This is a genomic window from Ferrovum myxofaciens (assembly GCF_013181415.1).
GTDB classification, from domain to species: domain Bacteria; phylum Pseudomonadota; class Gammaproteobacteria; order Burkholderiales; family Ferrovaceae; genus Ferrovum; species Ferrovum myxofaciens.
In genome coordinates, this window is record NZ_CP053676.1 from 1,841,230 (window position 1) to 1,865,262 (window position 24,033).

The following is a 24,033-nucleotide window of genomic DNA, read 5'->3' on the forward strand; positions in this document are numbered from 1 at the left end:
CACCCGAACATAGGAGCAATCATGGCAAAGAAAATCACAGGTTACATCAAGTTGCAGGTTCCGGCAGGTAAGGCCAACCCCAGTCCTCCCATTGGACCAGCACTCGGTCAGCGCGGCCTTAACATCATGGAATTCTGTAAGGCTTTCAATGCCCAGACTCAAGGCATGGAAGTTGGTTTGCCCGTTCCGGTGGTGATTACCGCCTATGCGGACAAGAGTTTCACCTTCATCATGAAGACGCCTCCCGCCACCGTGTTGATCAAAAAGGCGGCCGGCGTGAGCAAGGGAAGCCCCAAACCCCATAGTGACAAGGTGGGAACCTTGACACGCGCGCAGGCTGAGGCCATTGCCACCACCAAGATGCCTGATTTGACGGCGTCAGATTTGGATGCTGCGGTTCGTACCGTGGCGGGTAGTGCGCGCAGCATGGGGATTACTGTGGAAGGAGTTAACTGAACATGGCCAAAATGACCAAACGTACGCAAGTTCTGCGTGCACAGATTGATCGTGCCCGTTCCTACGCCGTGACTGAGGCTCTGGAACTGGTGAAAAAAACGGCCACGGCAAAATTTGATGAGTCGGTGGATGTGGCTGTGAATCTCGGCGTGGATGCCAAGAAGTCAGATCAGCAGGTTCGTGGTTCTGTGGTGTTACCTAAAGGAACCGGTAAGACCATGCGGGTTGCAGTTTTTGCCCAAGGCGACAATGCTGAAAAAGCCCGGGTCGCTGGTGCAGATATCGTGGGTTTTGAAGACCTGGCTGAAAAGATCAAGGGTGGCTTCATGGATTTTGATGTGGTTATCGCCACTCCCGATGCCATGCGTATCGTTGGACCGTTGGGACAAGTTCTCGGTCCTCGGGGTTTGATGCCCAATCCCAAGGTGGGTACGGTGTCCAACGATGTCACTGGGGCTGTCAGGAATGCCAAGGCCGGGCAAGTCCAGTATCGGACCGATAAGGCTGGCCTGGTACACTGTTCCATTGGACGCGCCTCTTTTACCGTGGAGGCCTTGCAGGAAAACTTGCAGGCTCTGCTGGGTGCCCTGAACCGTGCGCGTCCTGCAACTGCCAAAGGGATTTATCTCAGAAAAATTTCCGTCTCGAGCACGATGGGTGGTGGGATCCGTATCGACGGTTCCACTGTGTCCGTGTAAAAGACATAACGACTTTGGGCATGGGGTGTGTTTTTCAGGATTGCACCCCATGGACATCAAAGACCGTAGGTACCCGAGAGGGTTTAATGGAAACACGAGCCTACGCAGATGGCGGTCCCTGATGGAAGGTCTTGCTGTATCGATACACTCGCGTATCAAGCCCTGAAAGAAAGGTCGCCGTGGTTGGAAAGAGGAATTATCCTCTTTCTGTAATCTTTATGGAGGACAGACCTTGAGTCTCAATCTGGAAGAGAAAAAAGCAGTCGTGGCGGAAGTGACGGGGCAGGTGACCGAAGCTCAAGCGATCATCCTTGCAGAATATCGCGGAATGGCCGTATCCGATATGACTGTTCTTAGGGCCAAGGCCAGAGCAGCGGGCGTGTACTTCCGGGTTCTGAAAAACACATTGGTTCGGCGCGCCATCGCAGATACCCCTTTTGCTGGTTTGGCTGATCAGATGGTCGGCCCACTGGTTTATGGGATTTCTGCGGATCCGGTGGCGGTGGCCAAGGTGATTCATGAATTTGCAAAGGGAAATGACAAATTGGTCATCAAGGGTGGAGCCATGCCGAATTCGGTCATGTCTGCCAAGGATGTATCCAGTTTGGCGACCATGCCGAGCCGCGAGGAACTCATCGCCAAGTTGATGGGTACCATGCAGGCGCCGGTTACCAAGTTCGTTCAGACCCTTAACGAAGTACCGACCAAATTTGTCCGCGGCCTGGCTGCGGTACGCGATCAAAAAGAAGCAACCGTTTAATTCAAGGAGTTACACATGGCACTCAGCAAAATTGAAATTCTGGATGCAATCGCCGGCATGACCGTGCTGGAATTGTCTGAACTGATCAAAGATATGGAAGAAAAGTTCGGGGTATCCGCAGCTGCCACGGCCGTGGCCGTGGCAGCCCCGGCTGCAGTTGCAGCCGCAGTGGAAGAGAAGACGGAATTCAGCGTCATCTTGACCGGTGCAGGCGACAACAAGGTCAATGTCATCAAGGTGGTGCGTACCATCACCGGATTGGGCCTGAAGGAAGCCAAGGACCTCGTGGATGGTGCTCCCAAGCCCGTCAAGGAAGGGATTCCAAAGGCTGATGCCGATGCCATCGCCAAGCAATTGGCCGAAGCCGGCGCTACCTTCGAAATCAAGTAAGTCTCGATGTACCCGGGAGGCAGAGGCGCGACGGTGCCTCTGCCTCGTTTAGCCTGAAAACTGAACTCCCGGTCACGCGCAAGTCGTGAATTTTGCCGCCAGTCCCTGTCTTACTGTCGTGGAGATCACATGAGTTACTCATTCACCGAGAAAAAACGCATTCGCAAAAGTTTCGCCAAGCGTCACAGCGTTCTCGACATTCCTTTCCTGCTGGCCACCCAACTGGATTCCTATACGGAATTCCTGCAGGAGGGCGTAAACCCGACTACACGTAAAAATCAGGGTCTTGAATCGGCGTTTCGCTCTGTATTTCCCATTGTCAGTCATTCGGGCAATGCCGTCCTGGAATATGTCAGTTATGTCCTTGCCGTTCCTCCCTTTGATGTTGTGGAATGCCAGCAGCGCGGCATGACCTTTGCTTCCCCTCTGCGTGCGCGGGTACGGTTAAAGATCATGGATCGCGAAGCTTCCAAGCCCACGGTGAAGGAAATCAAGGAGCAGGAAGTTTATATGGGGGAAATTCCCCTCATGACACGCAATGGCTCCTTCGTGATCAATGGTACTGAACGGGTCATTGTGTCTCAATTGCATCGCAGCCCCGGGGTATTCTTCGAACATGACCGAGGCAAAACCCATTCTTCCGGAAAATTGCTGTTTTCCGCACGCATCATCCCCTATCGTGGATCCTGGCTGGATTTTGAATTTGATCCCAAGGATCTGCTCTACTTTCGTATTGACCGCCGGCGCAAGATGCCAGTGAGCACACTGTTACGTTCCATCGGATTCAATACAGAACAAATTCTGGAAACCTTTTTCAACTTCGATGATATTCATATCGATGACAAGTCTTTGCACATGACACTGGTTCCGGAACGCTTGAGAGGCGAAGTGGCTCGTTTCGATATCATGGCCAAGGACAAGGTCATCGTAGCGCGGGACAAGCGGATTACCGTCAAGCATATCCGTGAATTGGAACAGGCCGGTCTGCACCGCATCGAAGTGCCGGAAGACTTTGTGGTGGGACGAATTCTTGCCCGCGATCTCATTCAGACAGATACGGGGGAGTTGATTGCCCGTGCCAATGATGAAATTACCGAAACATTGCTGGCAAAAATGCGTGCTGCCGGGATTCGTGACATTCAGACCCTATATACCAATGATCTGGATCAAGGGCCATACATTTCCCAGACTCTGGCCGTGGATGACACGCTCGATCAGAATGCTGCGCGGATAGCCATCTATCGCATGATGCGTCCTGGCGAGCCGCCCACCGAAGAGGCCGTCAAGTTGCTGTTTCAGGGCTTGTTCTTTAGTGAAGAACGGTATGATCTTTCCGCCGTGGGCCGGATGAAGTTCAATCGTCGGGTGGGTCGTCCTGAACTAACCGGTTCTCCAATTCTGTCCAATGACGATATCGTGGATGTCATCAGGATTCTGGTGGAATTGCGCAATGGGCGCGGTGAAATTGATGACATCGACCATTTGGGCAATCGACGCGTGCGTTCTGTGGGTGAACTGGCCGAGAATCAATTCCGCTCCGGGCTGGTGCGTGTGGAACGGGCCGTGAAGGAACGGCTTTCTCAAGCAGAATCAGAAAATCTGATGCCCCATGATCTGATCAATGCCAAACCCATTTCGGCGGCGATCAAGGAATTCTTCGGCTCCAGCCAGTTATCCCAGTTCATGGATCAGACCAATCCGCTTTCTGAAATTACTCATAAGCGGCGGGTATCCGCCTTGGGACCCGGGGGATTGACGCGCGAACGGGCAGGTTTCGAAGTGCGCGATGTACATCCGACGCATTACGGACGAGTTTGTCCCATCGAAACACCGGAAGGGCCGAATATTGGTCTGATCAATTCGTTGGCATTGTATGCCCGTACCAATGAGTATGGTTTTCTGGAAACCCCGTACCGTAAGGTGGAAAACGGTCGTGTCACGGATCAGATCGAGATGCTTTCGGCGATCGAGGAAGGAAGGCATGTGATCGCCCAGGCCAACGCGGCACTGGATGACCAGGGACGTTTCAGTGATGACCTGGTTTCCAGTCGTCACTTCAACGAATTCACCTTGGCGTCTCCCGACCGGATAACCCACATCGATGTGGCGCCTGCTCAGATCGTCTCGGTGGCTGCATCTCTCATTCCGTTTCTGGAACATGATGATGCGAATCGCGCCTTGATGGGTTCGAACATGCAGCGTCAGGCTGTGCCGTGTTTGCGTGCGGAAAAACCTCTGGTGGGAACGGGGATCGAGCGTACCGTGGCGGTGGACTCGGGAACGACGGTGCAAGCCCGGCGTGGTGGCGTGGTGGACTATGTGGATGCCGCCCGGATCGTGGTGCGGGTGAATGATAATGAAACTCTGGCCGGTGAAGTAGGGGTAGACATCTACAACCTCATCAAGTACCGTCGTTCAAATCAGAATACCAACATTAATCAAAGACCTATCGTAAACGTTGGCGATTTGATCCAGCGTAACGACGTGATTGCGGATGGGGCATCCACCGACATGGGGGAGTTGGCGCTGGGTCAGAACCTGCTGGTGGCTTTCATGCCATGGAACGGGTACAACTTTGAAGATTCCATCCTGATTTCCGAACGGGTCGTGGCCGAAGACCGTTTTACCTCCATTCATATTGAAGAACTGTCGGTGGTGGCGCGGGATACCAAGTTGGGACCAGAAGAAATTACCCGGGATATTTCCAACCTGTCAGAACGTATGTTGAATCGATTGGATGATTCCGGCATCGTTTACATCGGGGCCGAGGTGGAAGCCGGGGATGTACTGGTGGGGAAAGTCACCCCCAAAGGCGAAACTCAACTGACTCCCGAAGAGAAACTGTTGCGTGCCATCTTTGGTGAGAAGAGTTCCGACGTCAAGGATACCAGTCTGCGCGTTCCCTCTGGCATGGCCGGGACGGTGATTGGCGTGCAGGTCTTCACCCGCGAAGGGATCGAACGGGATGCGCGCGCTCAACGCATCATCGATGATGAATTGATTCAGTACAAGAAGGATCTTGGCGATCAACTGCGTATCATGGAAAACGATACCTTTGGCCGGATCGAACGTCTATTGATGGGAAAGGTCGTCAAGGGGGGGCCAAAAAAGTTACCCAAAGGCACCGTGATTACCCATGATTATCTGTACCAGTTAGGCCGTTGGGATTGGTTTGACATTCGTCTTGGAGAAGAAGATCAGCAGATTCAACTGGAGCAGTTGAAGGAAAGTCTGGAAGAAAAGCGTAAGGAGTTTGAGCTGTTCTTCGAAGAGAAGAAGCGCAAACTGACGCAAGGGGATGAGTTGTCTCCCGGCGTCCAGAAAATGGTCAAGGTCTATCTGGCAGTGAAACGTCGCCTTCAGCCCGGTGACAAAATGGCTGGTCGGCACGGAAACAAGGGGGTGGTCTCGAAGATCGTTCCGGTGGAAGATATGCCTTTTACCGCAGACGGCACTCCCGTGGATATCGTACTGAACCCACTCGGGGTTCCATCGCGGATGAATGTGGGACAGATTCTGGAAACCCACTTGGGGTGGGCTGCCAAAGGCCTTGGGCATGCTATTGGTCGGCTCATCGATCAACAGGCGGGGGCCATCAAACTGCGGGAATTTTTGGAAAAGGTTTATAACGGTACGGGTAAGACCGAGTCTTTGTCAGAGATGACCGATACCGAAATTGCCACATTGGCGCATCATCTCCGGGGTGGCGTACCCTTTGCGACTCCCGTATTCGACGGTGCCAACGAGGCCGAGATCAAGGATATGCTGGAATTGGCCGGATTACCCAGAGGGGGACAGGTGCAGGTCTTCGATGGCCGTACCGGCGAGAGTTTCGATCGATTGGTGACCTTGGGATACATGCATATTCTGAAACTGCATCATTTGGTGGATGACAAGATGCATGCCCGTTCTACCGGCCCCTACAGCCTGGTCACCCAACAACCCTTGGGAGGTAAGGCCCAGTTCGGTGGACAGCGCTTCGGGGAAATGGAAGTTTGGGCGTTGGAAGCCTACGGGGCATCTTATACGCTCCAGGAAATGCTGACGGTCAAATCCGATGACGTGACAGGACGAACCAAGGTGTATGAAAACATTGTCAAGGGCGAACACACCATCGATGCCGGTATGCCTGAATCCTTCAATGTGCTGGTGAAGGAAATTCGCTCACTGGGCATTGACATCGATCTGGAGCGATTCTGACGGAACCGGATTGGGCCGTTTTAGGGGATTCAACTCATCAATGGGAGTCAGGCATAGCCGACTCCCGCGCGGGAGGTAAAGCGTGAAAGGATTATTGAACTTATTCAAGCAGACGACACAGCCGGAAGAATTTGATGCGATCAAGATCGGACTGGCTTCACCCGACAAAATCCGGTCTTGGTCCTACGGTGAGGTAAAAAAACCCGAAACCATCAATTACCGTACCTTCAAACCGGAACGGGATGGCCTTTTTTGTGCCAAGATATTCGGACCGGTGAAGGATTACGAGTGTTTGTGCGGGAAATACAAGCGCCTCAAGCATCGGGGGGTGATTTGTGAAAAATGTAACGTTGAAGTCACCCTGTCCAAAGTACGCCGTGAACGTATGGGCCATATCGAGTTGGCCAGTCCGGTGGCGCATATCTGGTTTCTGAAGTCCTTGCCCTCCCGGCTTGGCATGGTTTTGGACATGACTCTGCGGGATATTGAACGAGTTCTATATTTCGAAGGTTTTGTGGTTACGGAACCCGGGATGACTCCTCTTCAAAAGGGGCAGTTACTTACCGAAGAAGACTATTTGGCCAAGGTCGAGGAGTATGGTGACGAATTCTCCGCCAGCATGGGCGCCGAGGGTGTGCGTGAACTTCTCCGTCAAATCAACATTGATCAGGAAATCGAGCGGTTGCGTCAGGAACTGGCCACCACCGGTTCCGAAACCAAGATCAAGAAATATGCCAAGCGCGTCAAGATCCTGGAGGCATTCCAAAAATCCGGGATCAAGCCCGAGTGGATGATCATGGAAGTTCTTCCTGTTCTTCCGCCCGATTTGCGCCCTCTGGTTCCTTTGGATGGCGGACGTTTTGCTACCAGTGATCTGAATGATTTGTACCGTCGGGTGATCAACCGCAATAATCGGTTGAAACGACTCCTGGAATTGAAAGCACCTGAAATTATCGTGCGCAATGAAAAGCGCATGTTGCAAGAAGCGGTGGATTCGCTCCTCGATAATGGTCGGCGCGGTAAAGCCATGACGGGCGCCAACAAGCGTGCCCTCAAGTCTTTGGCAGACATGATCAAGGGGAAGAGTGGTCGATTCCGTCAAAATCTGCTGGGTAAACGGGTGGATTACTCCGGACGTTCCGTGATCGTGGTGGGTCCTCAACTCCAGTTGCATCAGTGCGGTTTGCCCAAGAAGATGGCGTTGGAATTATTCAAACCCTTTATTTTCCATAAACTCGAAGTTCTGGGTTTGGCGACGACGATCAAGGCAGCCAAACGCATGGTGGAACAGGAAATTCCCGAGGTATGGGATATTCTTGAAGATGTGATTCGGGAACACCCGGTTCTCCTGAATCGTGCACCGACCTTGCATCGCCTGGGGATTCAAGCTTTTGAACCCGTTTTGATCGAAGGGAAAGCCATTCAATTACATCCGTTGGTCTGTGCTGCATTCAACGCGGACTTTGACGGCGATCAGATGGCTGTGCACGTGCCGCTTTCCCTGGAAGCACAGATGGAAGCCCGTACTTTGATGCTGGCCTCCAATAACGTGCTGTCCCCCGCCAACGGGGACCCCATCATCGTGCCTTCCCAGGATATCGTATTGGGGCTTTATTACGTCACCCGCGAACGGGTCAATGCGCGCGGGGAAGGGATGATCTTCTCCGATGTGGGCGAGGTTGTGCGCGCTTATGAAGCACGCAAGGTGGATGTGACTGCCCGGATTTCAGTGCGACTGACCGAGACGGTCAAGGACGATAACGGCGCTTCGGCGCGCCTGGTTACGCGTTACGAAACCACCGTGGGTCGGGCCATGCTGTCCGAGATATTACCCGATGGATTGCCTTTCTCGCATATCAACAAGGCACTCAAGAAAAAGGAAATTTCTCGTCTTATCAATGCAGCCTTTCGCCGTTGTGGGATCAAGGAAGCCGTGATCTTTGCGGACAAGTTGATGTACATGGGTTTTGCCATGGCAACGCGCGCCGGGATTTCGATCTGTGTCGATGACATGCTGGTGCCGAGCGAGAAGGAAGCATTGATCGCAGCCGCAGAAACGGAAGTGAAGGAAATCGAGAGCCAGTACACTTCGGGTCTGGTGACCCAGGGTGAACGCTACAACAAGGTGGTGGACATCTGGGGGCGTGCAGGCGATCAAGTGGCCAAGGCCATGATGGACCAACTGGGGCGTGAACCCGTTGTCAACCGCAAGGGCGAGACCACCACCCAGGAATCCTTCAATTCCATTTACATGATGGCGGATTCCGGAGCGCGCGGTTCGGCTGCCCAGATTCGCCAGTTGGCGGGGATGCGCGGATTGATGGCCAAACCCGATGGTTCAATCATCGAAACCCCGATCACGGCGAATTTCCGTGAAGGACTGAACGTGTTGCAATACTTTATCTCGACCCACGGAGCGCGTAAGGGGTTGGCGGATACTGCACTGAAGACCGCCAATTCAGGATATCTGACCCGTCGTCTGGTGGATGTGACTCAAGATCTGGTGGTAGTGGAACAGGATTGCGGAACCGAAAAGGGAATGCTCCTGAAGGCACTGGTGGAGGGTGGAGAAGTGGTGGAACCTCTGCGGGACCGGATCTTGGGACGCGTAGCCGCCATGGATGTCGTTCATCCGGAAACCCAGGAAGTTCTGGTGCCCGCTGGCTATCTGTTCGACGAAGATGCCGTGGAGCAAGTGGAAGCTGCGGGTATCGACGAGATCAAGGCACGCAATCCGCTGACCTGTGAAACCCGCTATGGCCTCTGCGCTCAATGCTATGGACGGGATCTGGGACGAGGTGGTCTGGTGAATGTGGGAGAAGCCGTCGGCGTGATCTCGGCCCAGTCCATTGGTGAACCTGGGACACAGTTGACCATGCGGACCTTCCATATCGGGGGGGCAGCCTCTCGAGCCGCCGTGATCAGCCAGGTGGAAAGCAAGTCCAATGGGGTGGCGCGTATTTCCGCCACCATGCGTCAGGTTACCAACGCCCGTCAGGAACAGATCGCGATTTCGCGCAGTGGCGAGGTACTCATTACCGATGACGCTGGCCGGGAGCGGGAACGGCACAAGGTTCCCTATGGAGCGACTTTGTTGGTGACGGAAGGTGGTCGGGTCAAGGCAGGACAGATCCTGGCCAGTTGGGATCCCCACACCCGTCCCATCATTACCGAGTACGCTGGAGAAGTGCGCTTCGAAAATGTGGAAGAAGGGGTGACCGTTGCCAAACAGATTGATGAAGTGACGGGTTTGTCTACCCTGGTGGTGATCGATCCCAAGCGTCGTGCCAGTGTCCAGAGCAAGGGTGTGCGTCCGCAGGTGAAATTGCTGGATGCGGCGGGTAAGGAAATCAAGTTGGCGGGCACGGAACAGGTGGTGAATATCACCTTTCAGGTGGGCGCCATCATCACGGTCAAGAATGGGCAACAGGTGGGCGTGGGAGAAGTACTGGCGCGGATACCCCAGGAATCTTCCAAGACGCGGGATATTACAGGAGGCTTGCCACGGGTTGCCGAATTGTTCGAAGCCCGCTCACCCAAAGATGCCGGTCTGCTGGCAGAAATCACGGGTACCGTGTCCTTCGGGAAGGATACCAAGGGCAAGCAGCGCTTGGTCATTACGGACACCGATGGCATTGCACATGATTATTTGATCCCCAAGGACAAACATGTGACGGTGCATGATGGCCAGGTGGTTAACAAGGGTGAAACCATCGTGGACGGCCCGGCGGATCCCCATGACATTCTGCGTCTTCTGGGCGTGGGCGCGTTGGCCCGGTATATCACGGATGAAGTGCAAGATGTGTACCGCCTGCAGGGGGTGAAGATCAACGACAAGCACATCGAAGTGATCGTGCGTCAGATGCTGCGTCGGGTACAGGTAGTGGATGCGGGCGAGACTCGCTTCATTCCGGGAGAACAGGTGGAACGGGCTGACTTGCTCGAAGAAAACGAGCGGACCGTGGCGAAAAACAAGCGTCCTGCCACCTTTGAAAATGTTTTGCTGGGAATTACAAAGGCATCGCTGTCCACGGATTCCTTTATTTCGGCAGCATCCTTCCAGGAAACTACCCGTGTTCTGACCGAAGCCGCCATCATGGGCAAACGAGATGATTTACGCGGCCTCAAGGAAAACGTCATTGTGGGACGACTGATTCCTGCAGGTACGGGGCTTGCCTACCACAGGGCCCGTCGGCACCGAGGTCAGCCAGAGTTGCGGGATAATCTGGGCGGGGATTTCATGATGGTGGAGCCTCTGACTGCGGTGGAAACTGATGAACATCCCATTGCTTGACAAAGGAAGCGTTTAAACATATAATCGACAGTCTTTTTCCGGGCGTGTTGCTCGTGACCTGACTGTCTCGTACGGACGATAGGACTAACTATGCCAACAATCAACCAGTTGATTCGCAAACCGCGAGTCGCCAAAACGACCAAGAGCAAAGTACCCGCCTTGGCCAATTCGCCGCAGAAGCGGGGCGTATGTACGCGGGTTTATACCACAACCCCAAAAAAGCCGAACTCGGCATTGCGGAAGGTGGCGCGGGTGCGTCTGACCAACGGCTTTGAAGTGTCCAGTTATATCGGTGGAGAGGGGCATAATTTGCAGGAACACTCGGTGGTATTGATTCGCGGTGGTCGGGTCAAGGATCTTCCTGGGGTCCGTTACCATACTGTGCGGGGTAGTCTGGATACGGCAGGGGTGAAAGATCGCAAGCAGAGCCGTTCCAAGTACGGTGCCAAGCGTCCTAAAGCCGCCTAATTTAATTCATAAACAAGAGAGACTACTTCCATGCCGCGTCGCAGAGAGGTTCCCAAAAGAGATGTGTTGCCCGATCCTAAGTTCGGCAGCGCTGATGTGTCAAAATTTGTTAATGTCATCATGGATTCGGGTAAAAAATCCGTGGCTGAACATATCGTTTATCGTGCCATGGATGTGATCGGGCAAAAATCTGGCAAAGACCCCATTGAGGTTTTTCTGACGGCGCTCAATAACGCTCGTCCCCTCGTTGAAGTAAAAAGCCGGCGTGTGGGTGGGGCCAACTATCAGGTTCCCGTAGAAGTCCGGGCTAACCGGCGCACTGCTTTGGCCATGCGCTGGTTGCGTGAAGCGGCGCGTAAGCGCGGTGAAAAGTCCATGGGCCTGCGTCTGGCAGGAGAGTTGATCGATGCCTCAGAAGGTCGTGGAGGTGCCATCAAGAAACGTGAAGAAGTCCATCGTATGGCTGAAGCCAATAAGGCTTTTGCTCATTACCGCTTTTAAGGACATGACTTTTTAGCAGGAAGATAAAGCATAAAGCAGGCCCGGCAATCCGGGCCTTTGGCGTATCAAACTGACAGATAACGGACGGATAAAGTGGCACGCAAAACACCCATTGAGCGCTATCGCAATATTGGAATATCGGCGCATATCGACGCAGGAAAAACCACCACCACAGAACGGATCCTTTTTTATACCGGGGTATCCCATAAAATAGGTGAAGTCCATGATGGTGCTGCAACCATGGACTGGATGGAACAGGAACAAGAGCGCGGAATTACCATCACTTCTGCAGCGACTACCTGTTTTTGGCGTGGGATGGAAGGAAAATACCCGGAACACCGTATCAATATCATTGATACTCCAGGGCACGTCGATTTTACCATTGAAGTAGAACGTTCCATGCGCGTCCTGGACGGGGCCTGCATGGTGTACGATTCGGTGGGTGGTGTTCAACCGCAGTCAGAAACCGTTTGGCGTCAAGCTAATAAATATGGCGTACCCCGCCTGGCCTTCGTCAACAAGATGGATCGGGTAGGTGCGGATTTCTTTAAGGTTTATCAACAGATTCGTGATCGTTTGCGGGGTAACCCTGTTCTGATCCAGATTCCCATCGGTGCGGAAGATCATTTTGCCGGGGTAGTGGATCTGGTGATCATGAAGGCCATTCTGTGGGATGAGGCTTCTCAGGGTATGAAATTTGAATACCAGGAGATTCCTGCCGATTTGCGGGATAAAGCGCTGGAATGGCGCGAAAAGATGATTGAGGCGGCCGCCGAATCTTCTGAAGAGTTGATGAATAAGTATCTGGAAAGCGGCGAGTTGAGCGAAGCCGAAATTCGTCTTGGATTGCGGACCCGTACTCTTGCGGGAGAAATCATACCCATGCTGTGTGGCAGCGCTTTCAAGAACAAAGGCGTACAGGCCATGCTGGATGCTGTGATCGAGTATCTGCCTTCACCGGCGGATATTCCTCCCGTGGAAGGGGAACTGGAAAACGGCCAAATGGCCACTCGTCGGGCGGCAGATGATGAGCCTTTCGCTGCACTGGCTTTCAAGATCATGACCGATCCTTTTGTGGGGCAGTTGATTTTCTTCCGGGTCTATTCGGGCATGATCAAGTCTGGCGACACGATCTACAACCCTACCAAGGGACGAAAGGAACGGCTTGGTCGAATTCTTCTGATGCATGCCAATCAACGTGAAGAAATCAAGGAAGTGTTTGCGGGCGATATCGCGGCAGCAGTGGGATTGAAAGAAGCGACCACCGGGGATACCCTTTGCGAACTCGACAAAACCATCACCCTGGAAAAGATGGAATTTCCGGAGCCGGTCATTTCGCAGGCCGTGGAGCCAAAAACCAAGGTTGACCAGGAAAAAATGGGAATTGCACTGAATCGCCTGGCACAGGAAGACCCGTCTTTCCGTGTTAGGACCGATGAAGAATCGGGTCAGACCATTATTTCAGGAATGGGTGAGTTGCACCTTGAAATTCTTGTGGACCGGATGAAGCGTGAATTTGGCGTTGAGGCTACGGTGGGCAAGCCTCAGGTAGCCTATCGGGAAACTATTCGTGGCAAGGTGGAGAATGCAGAAGGCAAATTCATCAAGCAAAGTGGTGGACGGGGTCAATATGGGCATGTGGTTCTCAAGGTCGAGCCTAATGAAATGGGCGCCGGTTTTGAATTTGTGGATGCCATCAAGGGTGGCGTAGTGCCCCGTGAATATATTCCTGCAGTTGAAAAGGGATTGATCGACACTTTACCCAATGGTGTGCTGGCAGGGTTTCCGGTGGTGGATGTGAAAGTAACGCTTCACTTCGGTTCCTACCATGATGTGGACTCCAATGAAAATGCATTCAAGATGGCAGCTTCCATGGCATTCAAAGATGGGATGCGCAAAGCTAACCCTGTGCTGCTTGAACCCATGATGGCCGTGGAGGTGGAAACGCCACCGGAATTCATGGGGAACGTAGTGGGTGACCTGTCCTCTCGCAGAGGCATGATTCAGGGCATGGAAGATGTACTGGGAGTCAAGGTCATCAAGGCTGAGGTTCCCTTGGCTGAAATGTTTGGATACTCCACTTCATTGCGTTCTGCCACTCAGGGGCGGGCGACTTACACCATGGAATTCAAGCACTATTCTGAAGCCCCGCGCAATGTTGCGGAAGCGATCATCAACAAAAAATAATCACTGAAACAGTTAGAGGTAACTCATTATGGCAAAGAGCAAATTTGAGCGGACGAAGCCGCATGTGAATGTGGGGACGATTGGCCACGTGGATCATGGAAAGACGACGCTGACGGCGGCGATGACGGTGGTATTGTCGAAGAAGTTTGGTGGTGAGGCGAAGTCTTACGCTCAGATTGATTCGGCGCCGGAAGAGAAGGCGCGGGGGATTACGATCAATACGGCGCATGTGGAGTATGAGACGGTGAATCGTCATTATGCACACGTGGACTGTCCTGGGCACGCGGATTATGTGAAGAACATGATTACGGGTGCGGCGCAGATGGATGGAGCGGTGTTGGTGGTATCGGCGGCGGATGGACCGATGCCGCAGACCCGGGAGCACATTTTGTTGGCCCGTCAGGTGGGGGTTCCGTACATTGTGGTGTACATGAACAAGGCGGACATGGTGGACGACGCGGAGTTGCTGGAGTTGGTGGAGATGGAAGTCCGGGAACTGTTGTCGAAGTACAATTTTCCTGGGGATGACACGCCGATTGTGATTGGAAGCGCGTTGAAGGCGCTGGAAGGGGATCAGTCGGAGATTGGAGAGCCCTCGATCTGGAAGTTGGCGGAAGCGTTGGACACATACATTCCTGAGCCGAAGCGTGCGATTGATGGACCGTTTTTGATGCCTGTGGAAGATGTATTTTCCATTTCAGGGCGCGGGACGGTGGTGACGGGTCGGATTGAGCGCGGGATAGTGAAGGTTGGGGATGACATCGAGATTGTGGGGTTGAAGACCACGCAAAAGACGGTGTGTACTGGGGTTGAGATGTTCCGCAAGTTGCTGGATCAAGGGCAGGCGGGGGACAATGTTGGGGTATTGCTGCGCGGGACGAAGCGTGAGGACGTGGAGCGTGGACAGGTGTTGGCGAAGCCTGGATCGATTACGCCGCACACCAAGTTTACGGCGGAGATTTATGTATTGTCGAAGGATGAAGGGGGTCGTCACACACCGTTTTTCCAGGGATATCGTCCGCAGTTTTACTTTCGTACGACGGATGTGACGGGGGCGATTGAGTTGCCTGAGGGGACGGAGATGGTGATGCCTGGAGACAACGTGTCGGTGACGGTGACGTTGATTGCACCGATTGCGATGGAAGAGGGGCTGCGATTCGCGATTCGCGAAGGTGGTCGGACCGTGGGCGCCGGGGTTGTCGCTAAAGTGATTCAATAAGGAAATAAATTAAATGGCAACTGCATTGACCCATCAAAAGATTCGCATACGTCTGAAAGCTTTCGACTATCGGCTGATTGATCAGTCCGCTCTCGAGATTGTGGAAACCGCCAAGCGTACCGGTGCAGTGGTTAAGGGGCCGGTTCCCTTGCCTACTCGCATCGAGCGTTTTGACGTGTTGCGTTCGCCCCATGTGAACAAGACTTCCCGTGATCAGTTCGAGATTCGCACACATCTACGGTTGATGGATATCGTGGATCCCACTGACAAAACGGTGGATGCATTGATGAAACTTGATCTTCCAGCAGGCGTTGATGTAGAAATCAAGTTATAATTGAAGGTTAGGATGTAAGTGTAGTGCCAGCCGGTCAATTGGAATCGGCGCCTGAGGAGGGCCAGGGGGTCCTCACAGGAAACAAACATAAGGAACAATCAAGATGACGATAGGACTTGTCGGCCGTAAAGTCGGCATGACGCGCGTCTTCACTGATGACGGTGAGGCTATTCCAGTCACCGTCGTGGAAGTGGGCGGTAATCGCGTCACACAAATCAAAACGCCAGCAACGGATGGGTATTCGGCTATTCAGGTGACTTACGGTGAACGGCGTCCCAGTCGCGTGACCAAGGCGCAGGTAGGCCATTTGGCAAAATCCGGTTCCCTGGCCGGAACTCTGACCCGTGAATTTCCAATCAGTGAAGCACAGGTTTCGGACCTGTCACTGGGTTCCGTGCTGCCCCTCGACCAGTTTCAGGTGGGACAAAAGGTCGATGTTACCGGAACCACTCTGGGTAAAGGGTTCACCGGCGCGATCAAGCGACATCACTTCAGTTCCAACCGTGCCAGCCATGGTAATTCTCTCAGCCATAATAGTCCTGGTTCCATCGGGATGGCGCAAGATCCTGGGCGGGTGTTTCCGGGAAAGCGGATGGCAGGACACTATGGTGATGACCGGCGTACCACGCAGAATCTGGAAATCGTACGAATCGATAACGTACGCAATCTACTGTTGATTAAAGGCGCCGTTCCTGGCTCCAAGGGTGGTCATGTGGTCGTCAGGCCCGCAGTCAAGGGAGGTGCATGAGATGGATCTCAAACTGATCGACGACAACGGACAGGTGACTTCCACCGTTAATGGTTCCGATGCATTATTTGCCAGAGACTACAACGAACCACTGGTACATCAGTTGGTTGTGGCATTTCAGGCCAATGCACGGCAAGGAACCCGCGCCCAGAAAGGGCGCAGTGAAGTGGCCAAATCCACCCGCAAGCCCTGGAAACAGAAGGGGACAGGGCGAGCCCGAGCCGGGATGGCGTCCAGTCCCTTGTGGCGCGGTGGAGGCAAGATTTTTCCCTCCAGCCCGGATGAAAACTTTAGCCATAAGGTCAACCGTAAAATGTACCGTGTGGGCATGTGCACCATTCTGTCTCAACTGGTGCGGGAAGATCGACTGGCTGTGGTAGAGGACATTGCACTCGAGTCCCCCAAAACCCGTCACTTTGCAGGAAAATTGAAGGGAATGGGATTGGAACGGGTGCTGATCATTACCGATAGCTTGGATGAGAATCTTTATTTGTCTTCGCGAAATCTGCCCAATGCGTTGGTTCTCATGGTTACGGAAGCAGACCCATACAATCTGGTGCGTTTTCCGAAGGTGGTCCTGACGCGCAGTGCGGTCAAGAAATTCGAGGAGGTGCTGGGATGAATACCATCTTTCGTGAAGAACGTCTGCTTCAGATCATCGAGGCCCCTGTCATTTCCGAAAAAAGTACACGCGTCGCGGACAAGCATCAACAAGCCGTGTTTCGTGTGATTTGTGATGCAACCAAGGCGGAAATTAAAGCGGCTGTTCAACATCTGTTCAAGGTTGAAGTGGACACCGTGCAGGTAGTCAACGTCAAAGGTAAACACAAACGTTCTGGTCGTTTCGTGGGCAAACGTAAGGATTGGAAAAAAGCCTACGTCTGCCTCAAGGCTGGCCAGGAACTTAATCTGGTGCAGGGAGAATAGACATGGCGATCATCAAGATGAAACCTACATCGCCGGGCCGGCGGGGCGTGATCAGAGTCAGCCATCCCCACCTGCACAAGGGCGAAGCAGAAAAAAGTTTGCTGGAAAAGCAATTCAAGCACGCAGGACGTAACAATAACGGACATATCACCACTCGTCATCAAGGGGGCGGTCATCGTCAGCATTATCGTGTGGTGGATTTCCGGCGCAACAAGGACGGTATCGTCGCCAATGTGGAACGTATCGAGTACGATCCTAATCGGACCGCACATCTGGCCTTGTTATGTTATGCCGACGGAGAACGCCGTTACATCATTGCACCCAGAGGTATTTTACAGGGCGCACAATTGATGAGTGGCCCAGAAGCACCCATCAAGCCGGGAAATTGCTTGCCACTTCGCAATATTCCGGTGGGTAGCACCATTCACTGTATCGAAATGCAACCGGGCAAGGGCGCTCAGATGGCCCGCTCGGCAGGCACCTCGGTGCAACTTTTGGCGCGGGAAGGAACTTATGCACAACTTCGTTTGCGTTCAGGAGAAATTCGGCGCGTCCATGTGGATTGTCGCGCCACCCTGGGAGAAGTGAGCAACGAGGAACATAATCTTCGTTCCATCGGAAAGGCTGGGGCTCAGCGCTGGCGTGGGATTCGACCCACAGTGCGCGGGGTTGCTATGAATCCTGTGGACCATCCCCATGGGGGCGGTGAAGGTAAAACTGCCGCAGGCCGTCATCCTGTCAGTCCCTGGGGTATTCAGACCAAGGGGTATCGTACACGCAAGAACAAACGCACGAACAATATGATCGTGCGTCGTCGGCAATCGGCATAAGGGTCATCGATATGGCACGTTCGGTTAAGAAGGGACCGTTTGTAGACGGTCACCTCATCAAAAAGGTGGAAGTTGCAGTAGCTTCCAAAGATAAACGCCCTATCAAGACTTGGTCACGGCGTTCCACGGTTCTACCGGATTTTGTCGGACTGACCATTGCAGTACATAACGGAAAGCAACATATCCCGGTGTATGTCACTGAAAATATGGTGGGCCATAAATTAGGAGAGTTTTCTCTGACGCGTACCTTCAAAGGTCACGCAGCAGACAAGAAAGCTTCCTCCGGCAAGAAGTAAGGGGAACCATGATGAACGTACAAGCAACATTGCGTGGAGTCCACCTTTCAGCACAGAAAGGTCGACTGGTGGCTGATCAGGTACGGGGCATGGGCGTAGCAAAGGCTCTGGACGTACTGAATTTCAGCCCTAAAAAAGGGGCGCGAATCATCAAGAAAGTACTTGAATCCGCCATTGCCAATGCAGAGCATAATCTGGGTCTGGATGTGGATGAGTTAAAAATTTCCACGATTTTTGTGGAAAAAGGGCCAGTACTGAAGCGCTTTACTGCGCGAGCCAAAGGACGTGGGAACCGTATCGTCAAGCCCACCTGTCATATTTATGTCACGGTCGCGGACGAGGAGTAACCATGGGTCAGAAAATACATCCAATCGGCTTTCGATTGAGCGTTCTCAAGAACTGGAGTTCGCGCTGGTTTGCCAATTCAAAAAACTTTCCTGGAATGTTGCAGGATGACATCAAGGTCCGCGCCTTTCTAAAAAAGAAGTTGGCCAATGCTTCCGTGGGTCGTGTCATCATCGAACGTCCGGCCAAGAATGCCAAAATCACCATTTACAGTGCTCGACCTGGAATGGTGATCGGCAAGAAAGGCGAGGATATCGAAAATCTGCGTACCAGTCTGCAGAAATTGATGAAGGTGCCGGTGGCTGTCAATATTGAGGAAATTCGCAAACCGGAAATTGATGCACAGATCATTGCGGATGGGATCACGAGCCAGTTGGAAAAACGTGTCATGTTTCGTCGTGCCATGAAGCGCGCCATGCAAAATGCCATGCGTCTGGGTGCCCAGGGCATCAAGATTACCAGCAGCGGTCGACTGAACGGGATCGAAATTGCACGTACCGAATGGTATCGTGAAGGGCGGGTTCCTCTGCATACACTGCGTGCCGATATAGACTACGGTTTCTCGGAAGCCAAAACCACCTATGGGGTGATTGGCGTGCGTGTCTTGGTGTTCAAGGGTGAAATCATGGGTCGTGGTGAGCAGGTTGTCGCTGCTCCGGCTGAACCTGAGAAGAAATCACGTAAGTCAGGAGTTCGAAATGCTGCAGCCAGCTAGAACAAAATATCGCAAGCAACAAAAGGGCCGGAATACCGGTGTGGCAACCCGTGGTGCAAAAGTTTCCTTTGGAGATTTTGGTCTCAAGGCCACGGAACGGGGTCGTTTGACTGCTCGCCAGATCGAAGCGGCGCGCCGTGCCATGACCCGTCATATCAAGCGGGGCGGACGGATCTGGATTCGGATTTTCCCGGACAAACCCATTTCCCGTAAACCCGCCGAAGTTCGGATGGGAAATGGGAAGGGCAGCCCGGAATATTTTGTGGCTGAAATCGTACCAGGTAAAGTACTTTATGAAATGGATGGGGTGGATGAGGCATTGGCGCGGGAGGCCTTTCAACTGGCTGCGGCTAAATTGCCCATTGCCACCACCTTCGTCACGCGACAATTGGGATGATGGGCATGAAGACAATAGACTTGAGAACCAAGAGTGCAGAAGAATTGAATCAAGAGTTGATCAATCTGTATCAGGCTCGTTTTGGTCTGAAAATGCAGATCGCCACGCAACAAAGTAACAAAACCAGTGAACTTGGCAAGTTGCGGCGCGAAATCGCGCGGGTCAAAACCGTGATTGCTGAAAAGGGAGTGGCCAAATGAGTACAGAAGAAAAAGCGAAGGGAGGGAAACGAACCCTTACCGGTACGGTTGTGAGCGATAAAATGGATAAAACGGTCACGGTTCTGGTGGAACGTACGGTGACACATCCTTTCATCGGGAAGATCATGCGTCGATCCAAAAAATATCATGCTCACAATGAAGATAATACAGTGCATGCCGGTGATGTGGTCATCATCGAGGAGTGCCGCCCCTTGTCTAAAACCAAGACATGGACAGTGACTGAGCTGGTTTCCCGCGCGGTATCGGCCTGAGCATTTTGTCAGTAGATCACGGATTGCTTGCAAAGTATCCATATCAGTGCTAGAATCAGCGGTTCCTTAGGTAGTACCATTTTCCCAATACAACGGGGTCCAAAACTGGTCACCGATTCGGGATCGCTGATCCTGAACCTGCAGAGCAACACGGTGAATTAAGTTGGAGAGGTTTAAACCATGATTCAAATGCAATCGAAACTCGATGTCGCAGATAACACCGGTGCAAAGTCAGTGATGTGCATCAAAGTTCTCGGCGGTTCAAAACGGCGTTATGCCGGTATAGGGGATGTGATCAAGGTCAGCATCAAAAGTGCTGCACCCCGGGGTCGTGTCAAGAAAGGTGAGGTATATAACGCGGTTGTTGTTAGAACCGCTAAGGGTGTGCGTCGTCCTGATGGTTCACTGGTTCGTTTCGATGGCAATGCGGCAGTACTGCTCAATGCTAAATTGGAGCCTATTGGTACCCGGATCTTTGGGCCCGTCACGCGCGAACTCAGAACGGAGAAATTTATGAAAATCGTTTCTCTGGCCCCTGAAGTATTATAGGAGCAGACATGCGCAAGTTTCGTAAAGGTGATGAAGTCGTTGCCATTGCTGGCAAGGACAAGGGTAAGAGGGGTCCCATTCGTGAAATGGTGGGTCTCGATGGAGTGGTAGTGGAAGGGCTCAATCAAGTGCGCAAGCATGTTCGACCCAACCCGGCCAAGGGCGAAAATGGCGGTATCCTGACCAAGGAAATGCCCTTGCATATCTCCAACGTAGCACTGTTCAATCCTGCCACACAAAAAGCCGATCGAGTCGGTATTCGTATTCTTGAAGACGGGAAAAAAGTCCGTGTTTTCAAGTCGAATGGCGAAGTGGTCGATGCGTAAGGATAAAGTATGAGCCGCCTGGATAGTTACTATAAAGAAAATGTCGTGCCCGAACTGATCAAGCAATTTGGGTATAAGTCAGTCATGGAGGTGCCACGCATTTCCAAAATCACTCTCAATATGGGAGTGGGTGAGGCCGTATCTGACAAGAAGGTAATCGAGCATGCCGTGGGAGATATGGAAAAAATCGCCGGACAAAAACCGGTGGTGACCAAATCGCGCAAGTCCATTGCTGGGTTCAAGATTCGTCAGGGTTATCCCATTGGATGCATGGTCACATTGCGTAGTCAACGGATGTTTGAGTTTCTTGATCGTCTCATCTCCGTAGCGATTCCGCGAATTCGAGATTTTCGTGGTATCTCAGGACGTTCCTTCGATGGAAGGGGGAACTACAGTATGGGCGTGCGCGAGCAAACCATTTTCCCTGAGATCGAATACGACAAGATTGATGCCGTTCGTGGTATGAACATTACCATTACCACCACAGCCAAAACCGATGCAGAAGCAAAAGCATTGTTGTTGGCCTTTAAATTCCCGTTGAAAGTTTGAGGTGAACTGTGGCTAAAGTTGCATTAATCAATCGTGAATTGAAGCGCCGCGCAGCGGTTAAGAAATTCGCAGTAAAACGGGCATCATTGGTGGCTATCATCAATGACTCCAAGGCGGATGACGATGCCCGCATGGTTGCCCGTGAAGCTCTCCAGAATTTACCCCGTAACGCCAGTCCAGTCCGGTTGCGTAATCGTTGCGCATTGACGGGAAGACCGCGCGGGGTTTATAGCAAGTTCGGGTTAGGGCGGAACAAATTTCGTGAAATTGCCATGCGCGGTGAAATACCGGGCATAACCAAAGCCAGTTGGTAGTCGCAGGAGCCTAATCGATGAGTATGACAGATCCTATCGCGGATATGCTGACGCGCATCCGCAACGCGCAACGGGCAGAAAAGCCCAGTGTTTCTATGCCCTCTTCTAAGTTGAAGGTTGCCATTGCTAAAGTCCTGTTGGACGAAGGCTATATCGATGGTATGCAGGTTCACCAGAAGGATTCCAAACCCACTCTGGAAATTGGACTGAAGTATTATGCGGGTCGCCCCGTGATTGAATTGATTCAGCGAGTCAGTCGCCCTGGGTTGCGTATCTATAAAGCCAGTGATGAAATACCCAAGGTCATGAACGGGTTGGGTGTAGCGATTGTTTCTACCCCCGCTGGAGTCATTACCGATCGCGCAGCCCGTCGCCAGAATGTCGGTGGCGAAGTGCTGTGTGTAGTGGCATAAAGGAGACTTAATTATGTCACGTATCGCGAAATATCCTGTTGCACTTCCTGAGAAAGTAGAAATTACCCAGGCAGATCAGTTGATCACTGTCAAGGGACCTCTCGGAACATTGACTCAGAGAGTGGGTACACTCGTTCGAATCAATCAGGTGGGCAATGAACTTCTGTTTGAACCCGCCAACGAGACCGCGGCTGCAAATGCCATGTCCGGTACCCTTCGTGCACTGGTTTCCAATATGGTGACCGGTGTTACGAAAGGCTGGGAAAAGAAACTGACTCTGGTGGGTGTGGGCTATCGTGCTCAGGCTGCTGGTGACAAGTTGAATCTTTCCCTTGGTTTTTCTCATCCGGTGGTTCACCAGATGCCTCTTGGAATCAAGGTGGAAACCCCAACCCAGACTGAAATCCTGATCAAAGGTATTGATCGGCAGGTGGTAGGACAGGTGGCCGCTGAGGTTCGTGCGTATCGGAAACCTGAACCCTACAAAGGAAAAGGGGTTCGCTACGCCGACGAGAAAGTGATCATTAAAGAAACCAAGAAGAAATAAGGCAAATTTATCATGATGCATGAAAATGGAAGAGTTCGTCGTGCTAAGCGCACGCGCGCCAAGATTGCCGAATTGGGGGTGATTCGTTTGTCAATTCATCGAACCAATCAGCACGTCTATGCCCAGATCATTGATCCTACGGGTTCCAAGGTATTGGCCAGCGCCTCTACACTTGAGCCGGAAGTTCGCAACATTCTCGGGAATGGATCAAATATTGCAGCTGCGGTTCTGATTGGGAAACGCATTGCAGAAAAAGCCAAGGCAGTGGGCGTCGAGCAGGTGGCTTTTGATCGTTCCGGATTTCGCTATCACGGTCGCGTCAAGGCATTGGCCGACGCGGCTCGTGAAGGCGGACTTCAGTTTTAATCGAATCAGCGACCCATTGGGGAAAGCACATGGCAAAGAATGACAATGAAGAGCGTGGTGATGGACTGCGCGAAAAAATGGTTGCAGTCAACCGCGTCACCAAGGTGGTTAAAGGTGGACGTATTCTCGGCTTTGCCGCATTGACCGTGGTTGGAGACGGTGATGGCGGTATCGGCATGGGTAAGGGTAAGGCTCGGGAAGTTCCTGTGGCTGTTCAGAAAGCAATGGAACAGGCGCGGCGCAAGATGGTAAAAGTGAATTTGAAGAATGGCACGCTCTTTCATCAGGTCATGGGAGAGCATGGTGCGGCGAAAGTCTTTATGCAACCGGCTTCCGAAGGTACCGGGATTATCGCAGGTGGTCCAATGCGCGCGGTTTTTGAAGTCATGGGTGTGACCAATGTGCTGGCCAAGTGTATTGGCTCCACCAACCCCTACAATGTTATCCGCGCAACCCTCAAGGGTCTCGAAGCAACGCGTCGACCGTCAGAAGTGGCTGCTAAGCGTGGCAAGACCATTGAAGAGATCATGGAGTGATGACAATGACTCAACCAGAAATTAAGACTTTTCGAGTGACCCTGACCAAAAGCCCGATTGGTGCGATCAAATCCCATCGTGATTGCGTGCGCGGGTTAGGCTTACGTCGTATGAATCACAGCGTTGAGGTATTGGATACCCCGGAAAATCGCGGTATGGCTGCCAGTGTTCACCATCTGGTCCGTAGCGAGTAAGG

At 52.6% G+C, this 24,033-nt stretch carries 30 protein-coding genes; all 30 read left to right on the forward strand.

Translation table 11 applies throughout. The features are described 5' to 3' along the window. Positions 1-21: 21 nt before the first annotated feature. Positions 22-456: a 50S ribosomal protein L11 gene (gene rplK, locus HO274_RS08955; protein WP_031596350.1), complete on the forward strand. Its 435-nt coding sequence runs from the start codon at positions 22-24 to the stop codon at positions 454-456. 2 nt (positions 457-458) lie between these two features. Beyond that, positions 459-1,154 carry a 50S ribosomal protein L1 gene (gene rplA / locus HO274_RS08960; protein ID WP_031596351.1) on the forward strand — a complete coding sequence of 232 codons (696 nt, stop codon included), beginning with the start codon at positions 459-461 and terminating at the stop codon, positions 1,152-1,154. A 232-nt stretch (positions 1,155-1,386) separates the two neighbouring features. After that, on the forward strand, positions 1,387-1,914 hold the full coding sequence (gene rplJ / locus HO274_RS08965) for a 50S ribosomal protein L10 (RefSeq protein ID WP_031596354.1): 528 nt from the start codon (positions 1,387-1,389) through the stop codon (positions 1,912-1,914). 15 nt (positions 1,915-1,929) lie between these two features. Next, positions 1,930-2,304: a 50S ribosomal protein L7/L12 gene (rplL, locus tag HO274_RS08970; protein WP_031596356.1), complete on the forward strand. Its 375-nt coding sequence runs from the start codon at positions 1,930-1,932 to the stop codon at positions 2,302-2,304. A gap of 129 nt (positions 2,305-2,433) precedes the next feature. Continuing rightward, a complete protein-coding gene (gene rpoB, locus HO274_RS08975; protein WP_031596358.1) occupies positions 2,434-6,504 on the forward strand; it encodes a DNA-directed RNA polymerase subunit beta in 4,071 nt (1,356 codons plus the stop codon). An 82-nt stretch (positions 6,505-6,586) separates the two neighbouring features. After that, on the forward strand, positions 6,587-10,798 hold the full coding sequence (gene rpoC, locus HO274_RS08980) for a DNA-directed RNA polymerase subunit beta' (RefSeq protein WP_062187358.1): 4,212 nt from the start codon (positions 6,587-6,589) through the stop codon (positions 10,796-10,798). A 90-nt stretch (positions 10,799-10,888) separates the two neighbouring features. Continuing rightward, the gene (gene rpsL / locus HO274_RS08985; RefSeq protein WP_031596361.1) at positions 10,889-11,266 is read left to right on the forward strand and encodes a 30S ribosomal protein S12; all 378 of its coding nucleotides are present in this window, start codon (positions 10,889-10,891) and stop codon (positions 11,264-11,266) included. A gap of 30 nt (positions 11,267-11,296) precedes the next feature. Next, complete coding sequence (gene rpsG / locus HO274_RS08990) at positions 11,297-11,767, forward strand: 30S ribosomal protein S7 (RefSeq protein ID WP_031596362.1); 471 nt, start codon at positions 11,297-11,299, stop codon at positions 11,765-11,767. A gap of 93 nt (positions 11,768-11,860) precedes the next feature. Continuing rightward, entirely contained in the window at positions 11,861-13,954 is a 2,094-nt protein-coding gene (fusA, locus tag HO274_RS08995; RefSeq protein ID WP_031596363.1) for an elongation factor G, read from the forward strand. Positions 13,955-13,982: 28 nt separating this feature from the next. Further along, positions 13,983-15,173, forward strand: coding sequence for an elongation factor Tu (tuf, locus tag HO274_RS09000; protein WP_062187353.1), 1,191 nt, complete (start codon positions 13,983-13,985; stop codon positions 15,171-15,173). A 13-nt stretch (positions 15,174-15,186) separates the two neighbouring features. Continuing rightward, positions 15,187-15,507: a 30S ribosomal protein S10 gene (gene rpsJ / locus HO274_RS09005; protein WP_363320351.1), complete on the forward strand. Its 321-nt coding sequence runs from the start codon at positions 15,187-15,189 to the stop codon at positions 15,505-15,507. A 103-nt stretch (positions 15,508-15,610) separates the two neighbouring features. Next, the gene (gene rplC / locus HO274_RS09010) at positions 15,611-16,255 is read left to right on the forward strand and encodes a 50S ribosomal protein L3 (protein ID WP_031597138.1); all 645 of its coding nucleotides are present in this window, start codon (positions 15,611-15,613) and stop codon (positions 16,253-16,255) included. 1 nt (position 16,256) lies between these two features. Further along, positions 16,257-16,877, forward strand: coding sequence for a 50S ribosomal protein L4 (gene rplD, locus HO274_RS09015; RefSeq protein ID WP_031597139.1), 621 nt, complete (start codon positions 16,257-16,259; stop codon positions 16,875-16,877). Continuing rightward, entirely contained in the window at positions 16,874-17,182 is a 309-nt protein-coding gene (gene rplW / locus HO274_RS09020; protein WP_031597140.1) for a 50S ribosomal protein L23, read from the forward strand. Before rplD ends, rplW begins: the two co-directional genes overlap by 4 nt. Before the next feature lie 2 nt (positions 17,183-17,184). After that, positions 17,185-18,012 carry a 50S ribosomal protein L2 gene (gene rplB, locus HO274_RS09025; protein WP_031597141.1) on the forward strand — a complete coding sequence of 276 codons (828 nt, stop codon included), beginning with the start codon at positions 17,185-17,187 and terminating at the stop codon, positions 18,010-18,012. Between the two features lie 11 nt (positions 18,013-18,023). Further along, positions 18,024-18,308 carry a 30S ribosomal protein S19 gene (gene rpsS, locus HO274_RS09030; RefSeq protein ID WP_031597142.1) on the forward strand — a complete coding sequence of 95 codons (285 nt, stop codon included), beginning with the start codon at positions 18,024-18,026 and terminating at the stop codon, positions 18,306-18,308. 8 nt (positions 18,309-18,316) lie between these two features. After that, complete coding sequence (rplV, locus tag HO274_RS09035; RefSeq protein ID WP_420537357.1) at positions 18,317-18,655, forward strand: 50S ribosomal protein L22; 339 nt, start codon at positions 18,317-18,319, stop codon at positions 18,653-18,655. A gap of 2 nt (positions 18,656-18,657) precedes the next feature. Beyond that, the gene (rpsC, locus tag HO274_RS09040; RefSeq protein ID WP_031597145.1) at positions 18,658-19,368 is read left to right on the forward strand and encodes a 30S ribosomal protein S3; all 711 of its coding nucleotides are present in this window, start codon (positions 18,658-18,660) and stop codon (positions 19,366-19,368) included. After that, on the forward strand, positions 19,352-19,765 hold the full coding sequence (gene rplP / locus HO274_RS09045) for a 50S ribosomal protein L16 (protein WP_031597147.1): 414 nt from the start codon (positions 19,352-19,354) through the stop codon (positions 19,763-19,765). Before rpsC ends, rplP begins: the two co-directional genes overlap by 17 nt. Before the next feature lie 5 nt (positions 19,766-19,770). After that, positions 19,771-19,965 carry a 50S ribosomal protein L29 gene (gene rpmC / locus HO274_RS09050; protein WP_031597148.1) on the forward strand — a complete coding sequence of 65 codons (195 nt, stop codon included), beginning with the start codon at positions 19,771-19,773 and terminating at the stop codon, positions 19,963-19,965. Beyond that, a complete protein-coding gene (gene rpsQ, locus HO274_RS09055; protein WP_031597150.1) occupies positions 19,962-20,237 on the forward strand; it encodes a 30S ribosomal protein S17 in 276 nt (91 codons plus the stop codon). Before rpmC ends, rpsQ begins: the two co-directional genes overlap by 4 nt. 180 nt (positions 20,238-20,417) lie before the next feature. Then, positions 20,418-20,786, forward strand: a complete 369-nt coding sequence (gene rplN, locus HO274_RS09060; protein ID WP_031597152.1) for a 50S ribosomal protein L14 — start codon at positions 20,418-20,420, stop codon at positions 20,784-20,786. Positions 20,787-20,794: 8 nt separating this feature from the next. Continuing rightward, the gene (gene rplX, locus HO274_RS09065; RefSeq protein ID WP_031597153.1) at positions 20,795-21,112 is read left to right on the forward strand and encodes a 50S ribosomal protein L24; all 318 of its coding nucleotides are present in this window, start codon (positions 20,795-20,797) and stop codon (positions 21,110-21,112) included. 9 nt (positions 21,113-21,121) lie between these two features. Next, positions 21,122-21,661, forward strand: a complete 540-nt coding sequence (gene rplE, locus HO274_RS09070; RefSeq protein WP_031597154.1) for a 50S ribosomal protein L5 — start codon at positions 21,122-21,124, stop codon at positions 21,659-21,661. An 8-nt stretch (positions 21,662-21,669) separates the two neighbouring features. Beyond that, positions 21,670-21,975 carry a 30S ribosomal protein S14 gene (rpsN, locus tag HO274_RS09075; RefSeq protein WP_031597155.1) on the forward strand — a complete coding sequence of 102 codons (306 nt, stop codon included), beginning with the start codon at positions 21,670-21,672 and terminating at the stop codon, positions 21,973-21,975. A gap of 17 nt (positions 21,976-21,992) precedes the next feature. Then, positions 21,993-22,388, forward strand: a complete 396-nt coding sequence (gene rpsH, locus HO274_RS09080) for a 30S ribosomal protein S8 (RefSeq protein ID WP_031597156.1) — start codon at positions 21,993-21,995, stop codon at positions 22,386-22,388. 13 nt (positions 22,389-22,401) lie between these two features. After that, positions 22,402-22,935, forward strand: a complete 534-nt coding sequence (rplF, locus tag HO274_RS09085) for a 50S ribosomal protein L6 (protein WP_031597157.1) — start codon at positions 22,402-22,404, stop codon at positions 22,933-22,935. A gap of 12 nt (positions 22,936-22,947) precedes the next feature. Then, the gene (gene rplR / locus HO274_RS09090) at positions 22,948-23,301 is read left to right on the forward strand and encodes a 50S ribosomal protein L18 (RefSeq protein ID WP_031597158.1); all 354 of its coding nucleotides are present in this window, start codon (positions 22,948-22,950) and stop codon (positions 23,299-23,301) included. Positions 23,302-23,330: 29 nt separating this feature from the next. Beyond that, on the forward strand, positions 23,331-23,837 hold the full coding sequence (gene rpsE, locus HO274_RS09095) for a 30S ribosomal protein S5 (protein WP_031597160.1): 507 nt from the start codon (positions 23,331-23,333) through the stop codon (positions 23,835-23,837). 5 nt (positions 23,838-23,842) lie between these two features. After that, positions 23,843-24,031 (forward strand): 50S ribosomal protein L30, encoded by a 189-nt coding sequence (rpmD, locus tag HO274_RS09100; protein WP_031597163.1) that lies wholly within the window; start codon positions 23,843-23,845, stop codon positions 24,029-24,031. The last annotated feature ends 2 nt before the right edge of the window (positions 24,032-24,033 follow it).

Coding starts and splice junctions, on each gene's coding strand:
- rpsG (WP_031596362.1), top strand. CDS start 11,297: ATGCCGCGTCGCAGAGAGGTTCCCAAAAGAGATGTGTTGCCCGATCCT.
- rplC (WP_031597138.1), top strand. CDS start 15,611: ATGACGATAGGACTTGTCGGCCGTAAAGTCGGCATGACGCGCGTCTTC.
- rplV (WP_420537357.1), top strand. CDS start 18,317: ATGATGAACGTACAAGCAACATTGCGTGGAGTCCACCTTTCAGCACAG.
- rpsC (WP_031597145.1), top strand. CDS start 18,658: ATGGGTCAGAAAATACATCCAATCGGCTTTCGATTGAGCGTTCTCAAG.
- rpmC (WP_031597148.1), top strand. CDS start 19,771: ATGAAGACAATAGACTTGAGAACCAAGAGTGCAGAAGAATTGAATCAA.
- rplB (WP_031597141.1), top strand. CDS start 17,185: ATGGCGATCATCAAGATGAAACCTACATCGCCGGGCCGGCGGGGCGTG.
- rplR (WP_031597158.1), top strand. CDS start 22,948: ATGATGCATGAAAATGGAAGAGTTCGTCGTGCTAAGCGCACGCGCGCC.
- rplK (WP_031596350.1), top strand. CDS start 22: ATGGCAAAGAAAATCACAGGTTACATCAAGTTGCAGGTTCCGGCAGGT.
- rplL (WP_031596356.1), top strand. CDS start 1,930: ATGGCACTCAGCAAAATTGAAATTCTGGATGCAATCGCCGGCATGACC.
- rpmD (WP_031597163.1), top strand. CDS start 23,843: ATGACTCAACCAGAAATTAAGACTTTTCGAGTGACCCTGACCAAAAGC.
- tuf (WP_062187353.1), top strand. CDS start 13,983: ATGGCAAAGAGCAAATTTGAGCGGACGAAGCCGCATGTGAATGTGGGG.
- rplW (WP_031597140.1), top strand. CDS start 16,874: ATGAATACCATCTTTCGTGAAGAACGTCTGCTTCAGATCATCGAGGCC.
- rpsS (WP_031597142.1), top strand. CDS start 18,024: ATGGCACGTTCGGTTAAGAAGGGACCGTTTGTAGACGGTCACCTCATC.
- rplA (WP_031596351.1), top strand. CDS start 459: ATGGCCAAAATGACCAAACGTACGCAAGTTCTGCGTGCACAGATTGAT.
- rpsL (WP_031596361.1), top strand. CDS start 10,889: ATGCCAACAATCAACCAGTTGATTCGCAAACCGCGAGTCGCCAAAACG.
- rplP (WP_031597147.1), top strand. CDS start 19,352: ATGCTGCAGCCAGCTAGAACAAAATATCGCAAGCAACAAAAGGGCCGG.
- rpsH (WP_031597156.1), top strand. CDS start 21,993: ATGAGTATGACAGATCCTATCGCGGATATGCTGACGCGCATCCGCAAC.
- rplE (WP_031597154.1), top strand. CDS start 21,122: ATGAGCCGCCTGGATAGTTACTATAAAGAAAATGTCGTGCCCGAACTG.
- rplX (WP_031597153.1), top strand. CDS start 20,795: ATGCGCAAGTTTCGTAAAGGTGATGAAGTCGTTGCCATTGCTGGCAAG.
- rpsQ (WP_031597150.1), top strand. CDS start 19,962: ATGAGTACAGAAGAAAAAGCGAAGGGAGGGAAACGAACCCTTACCGGT.
- rplD (WP_031597139.1), top strand. CDS start 16,257: ATGGATCTCAAACTGATCGACGACAACGGACAGGTGACTTCCACCGTT.
- rpsJ (WP_363320351.1), top strand. CDS start 15,187: ATGGCAACTGCATTGACCCATCAAAAGATTCGCATACGTCTGAAAGCT.
- rplF (WP_031597157.1), top strand. CDS start 22,402: ATGTCACGTATCGCGAAATATCCTGTTGCACTTCCTGAGAAAGTAGAA.
- rplN (WP_031597152.1), top strand. CDS start 20,418: ATGATTCAAATGCAATCGAAACTCGATGTCGCAGATAACACCGGTGCA.
- rpoB (WP_031596358.1), top strand. CDS start 2,434: ATGAGTTACTCATTCACCGAGAAAAAACGCATTCGCAAAAGTTTCGCC.
- rpsE (WP_031597160.1), top strand. CDS start 23,331: ATGGCAAAGAATGACAATGAAGAGCGTGGTGATGGACTGCGCGAAAAA.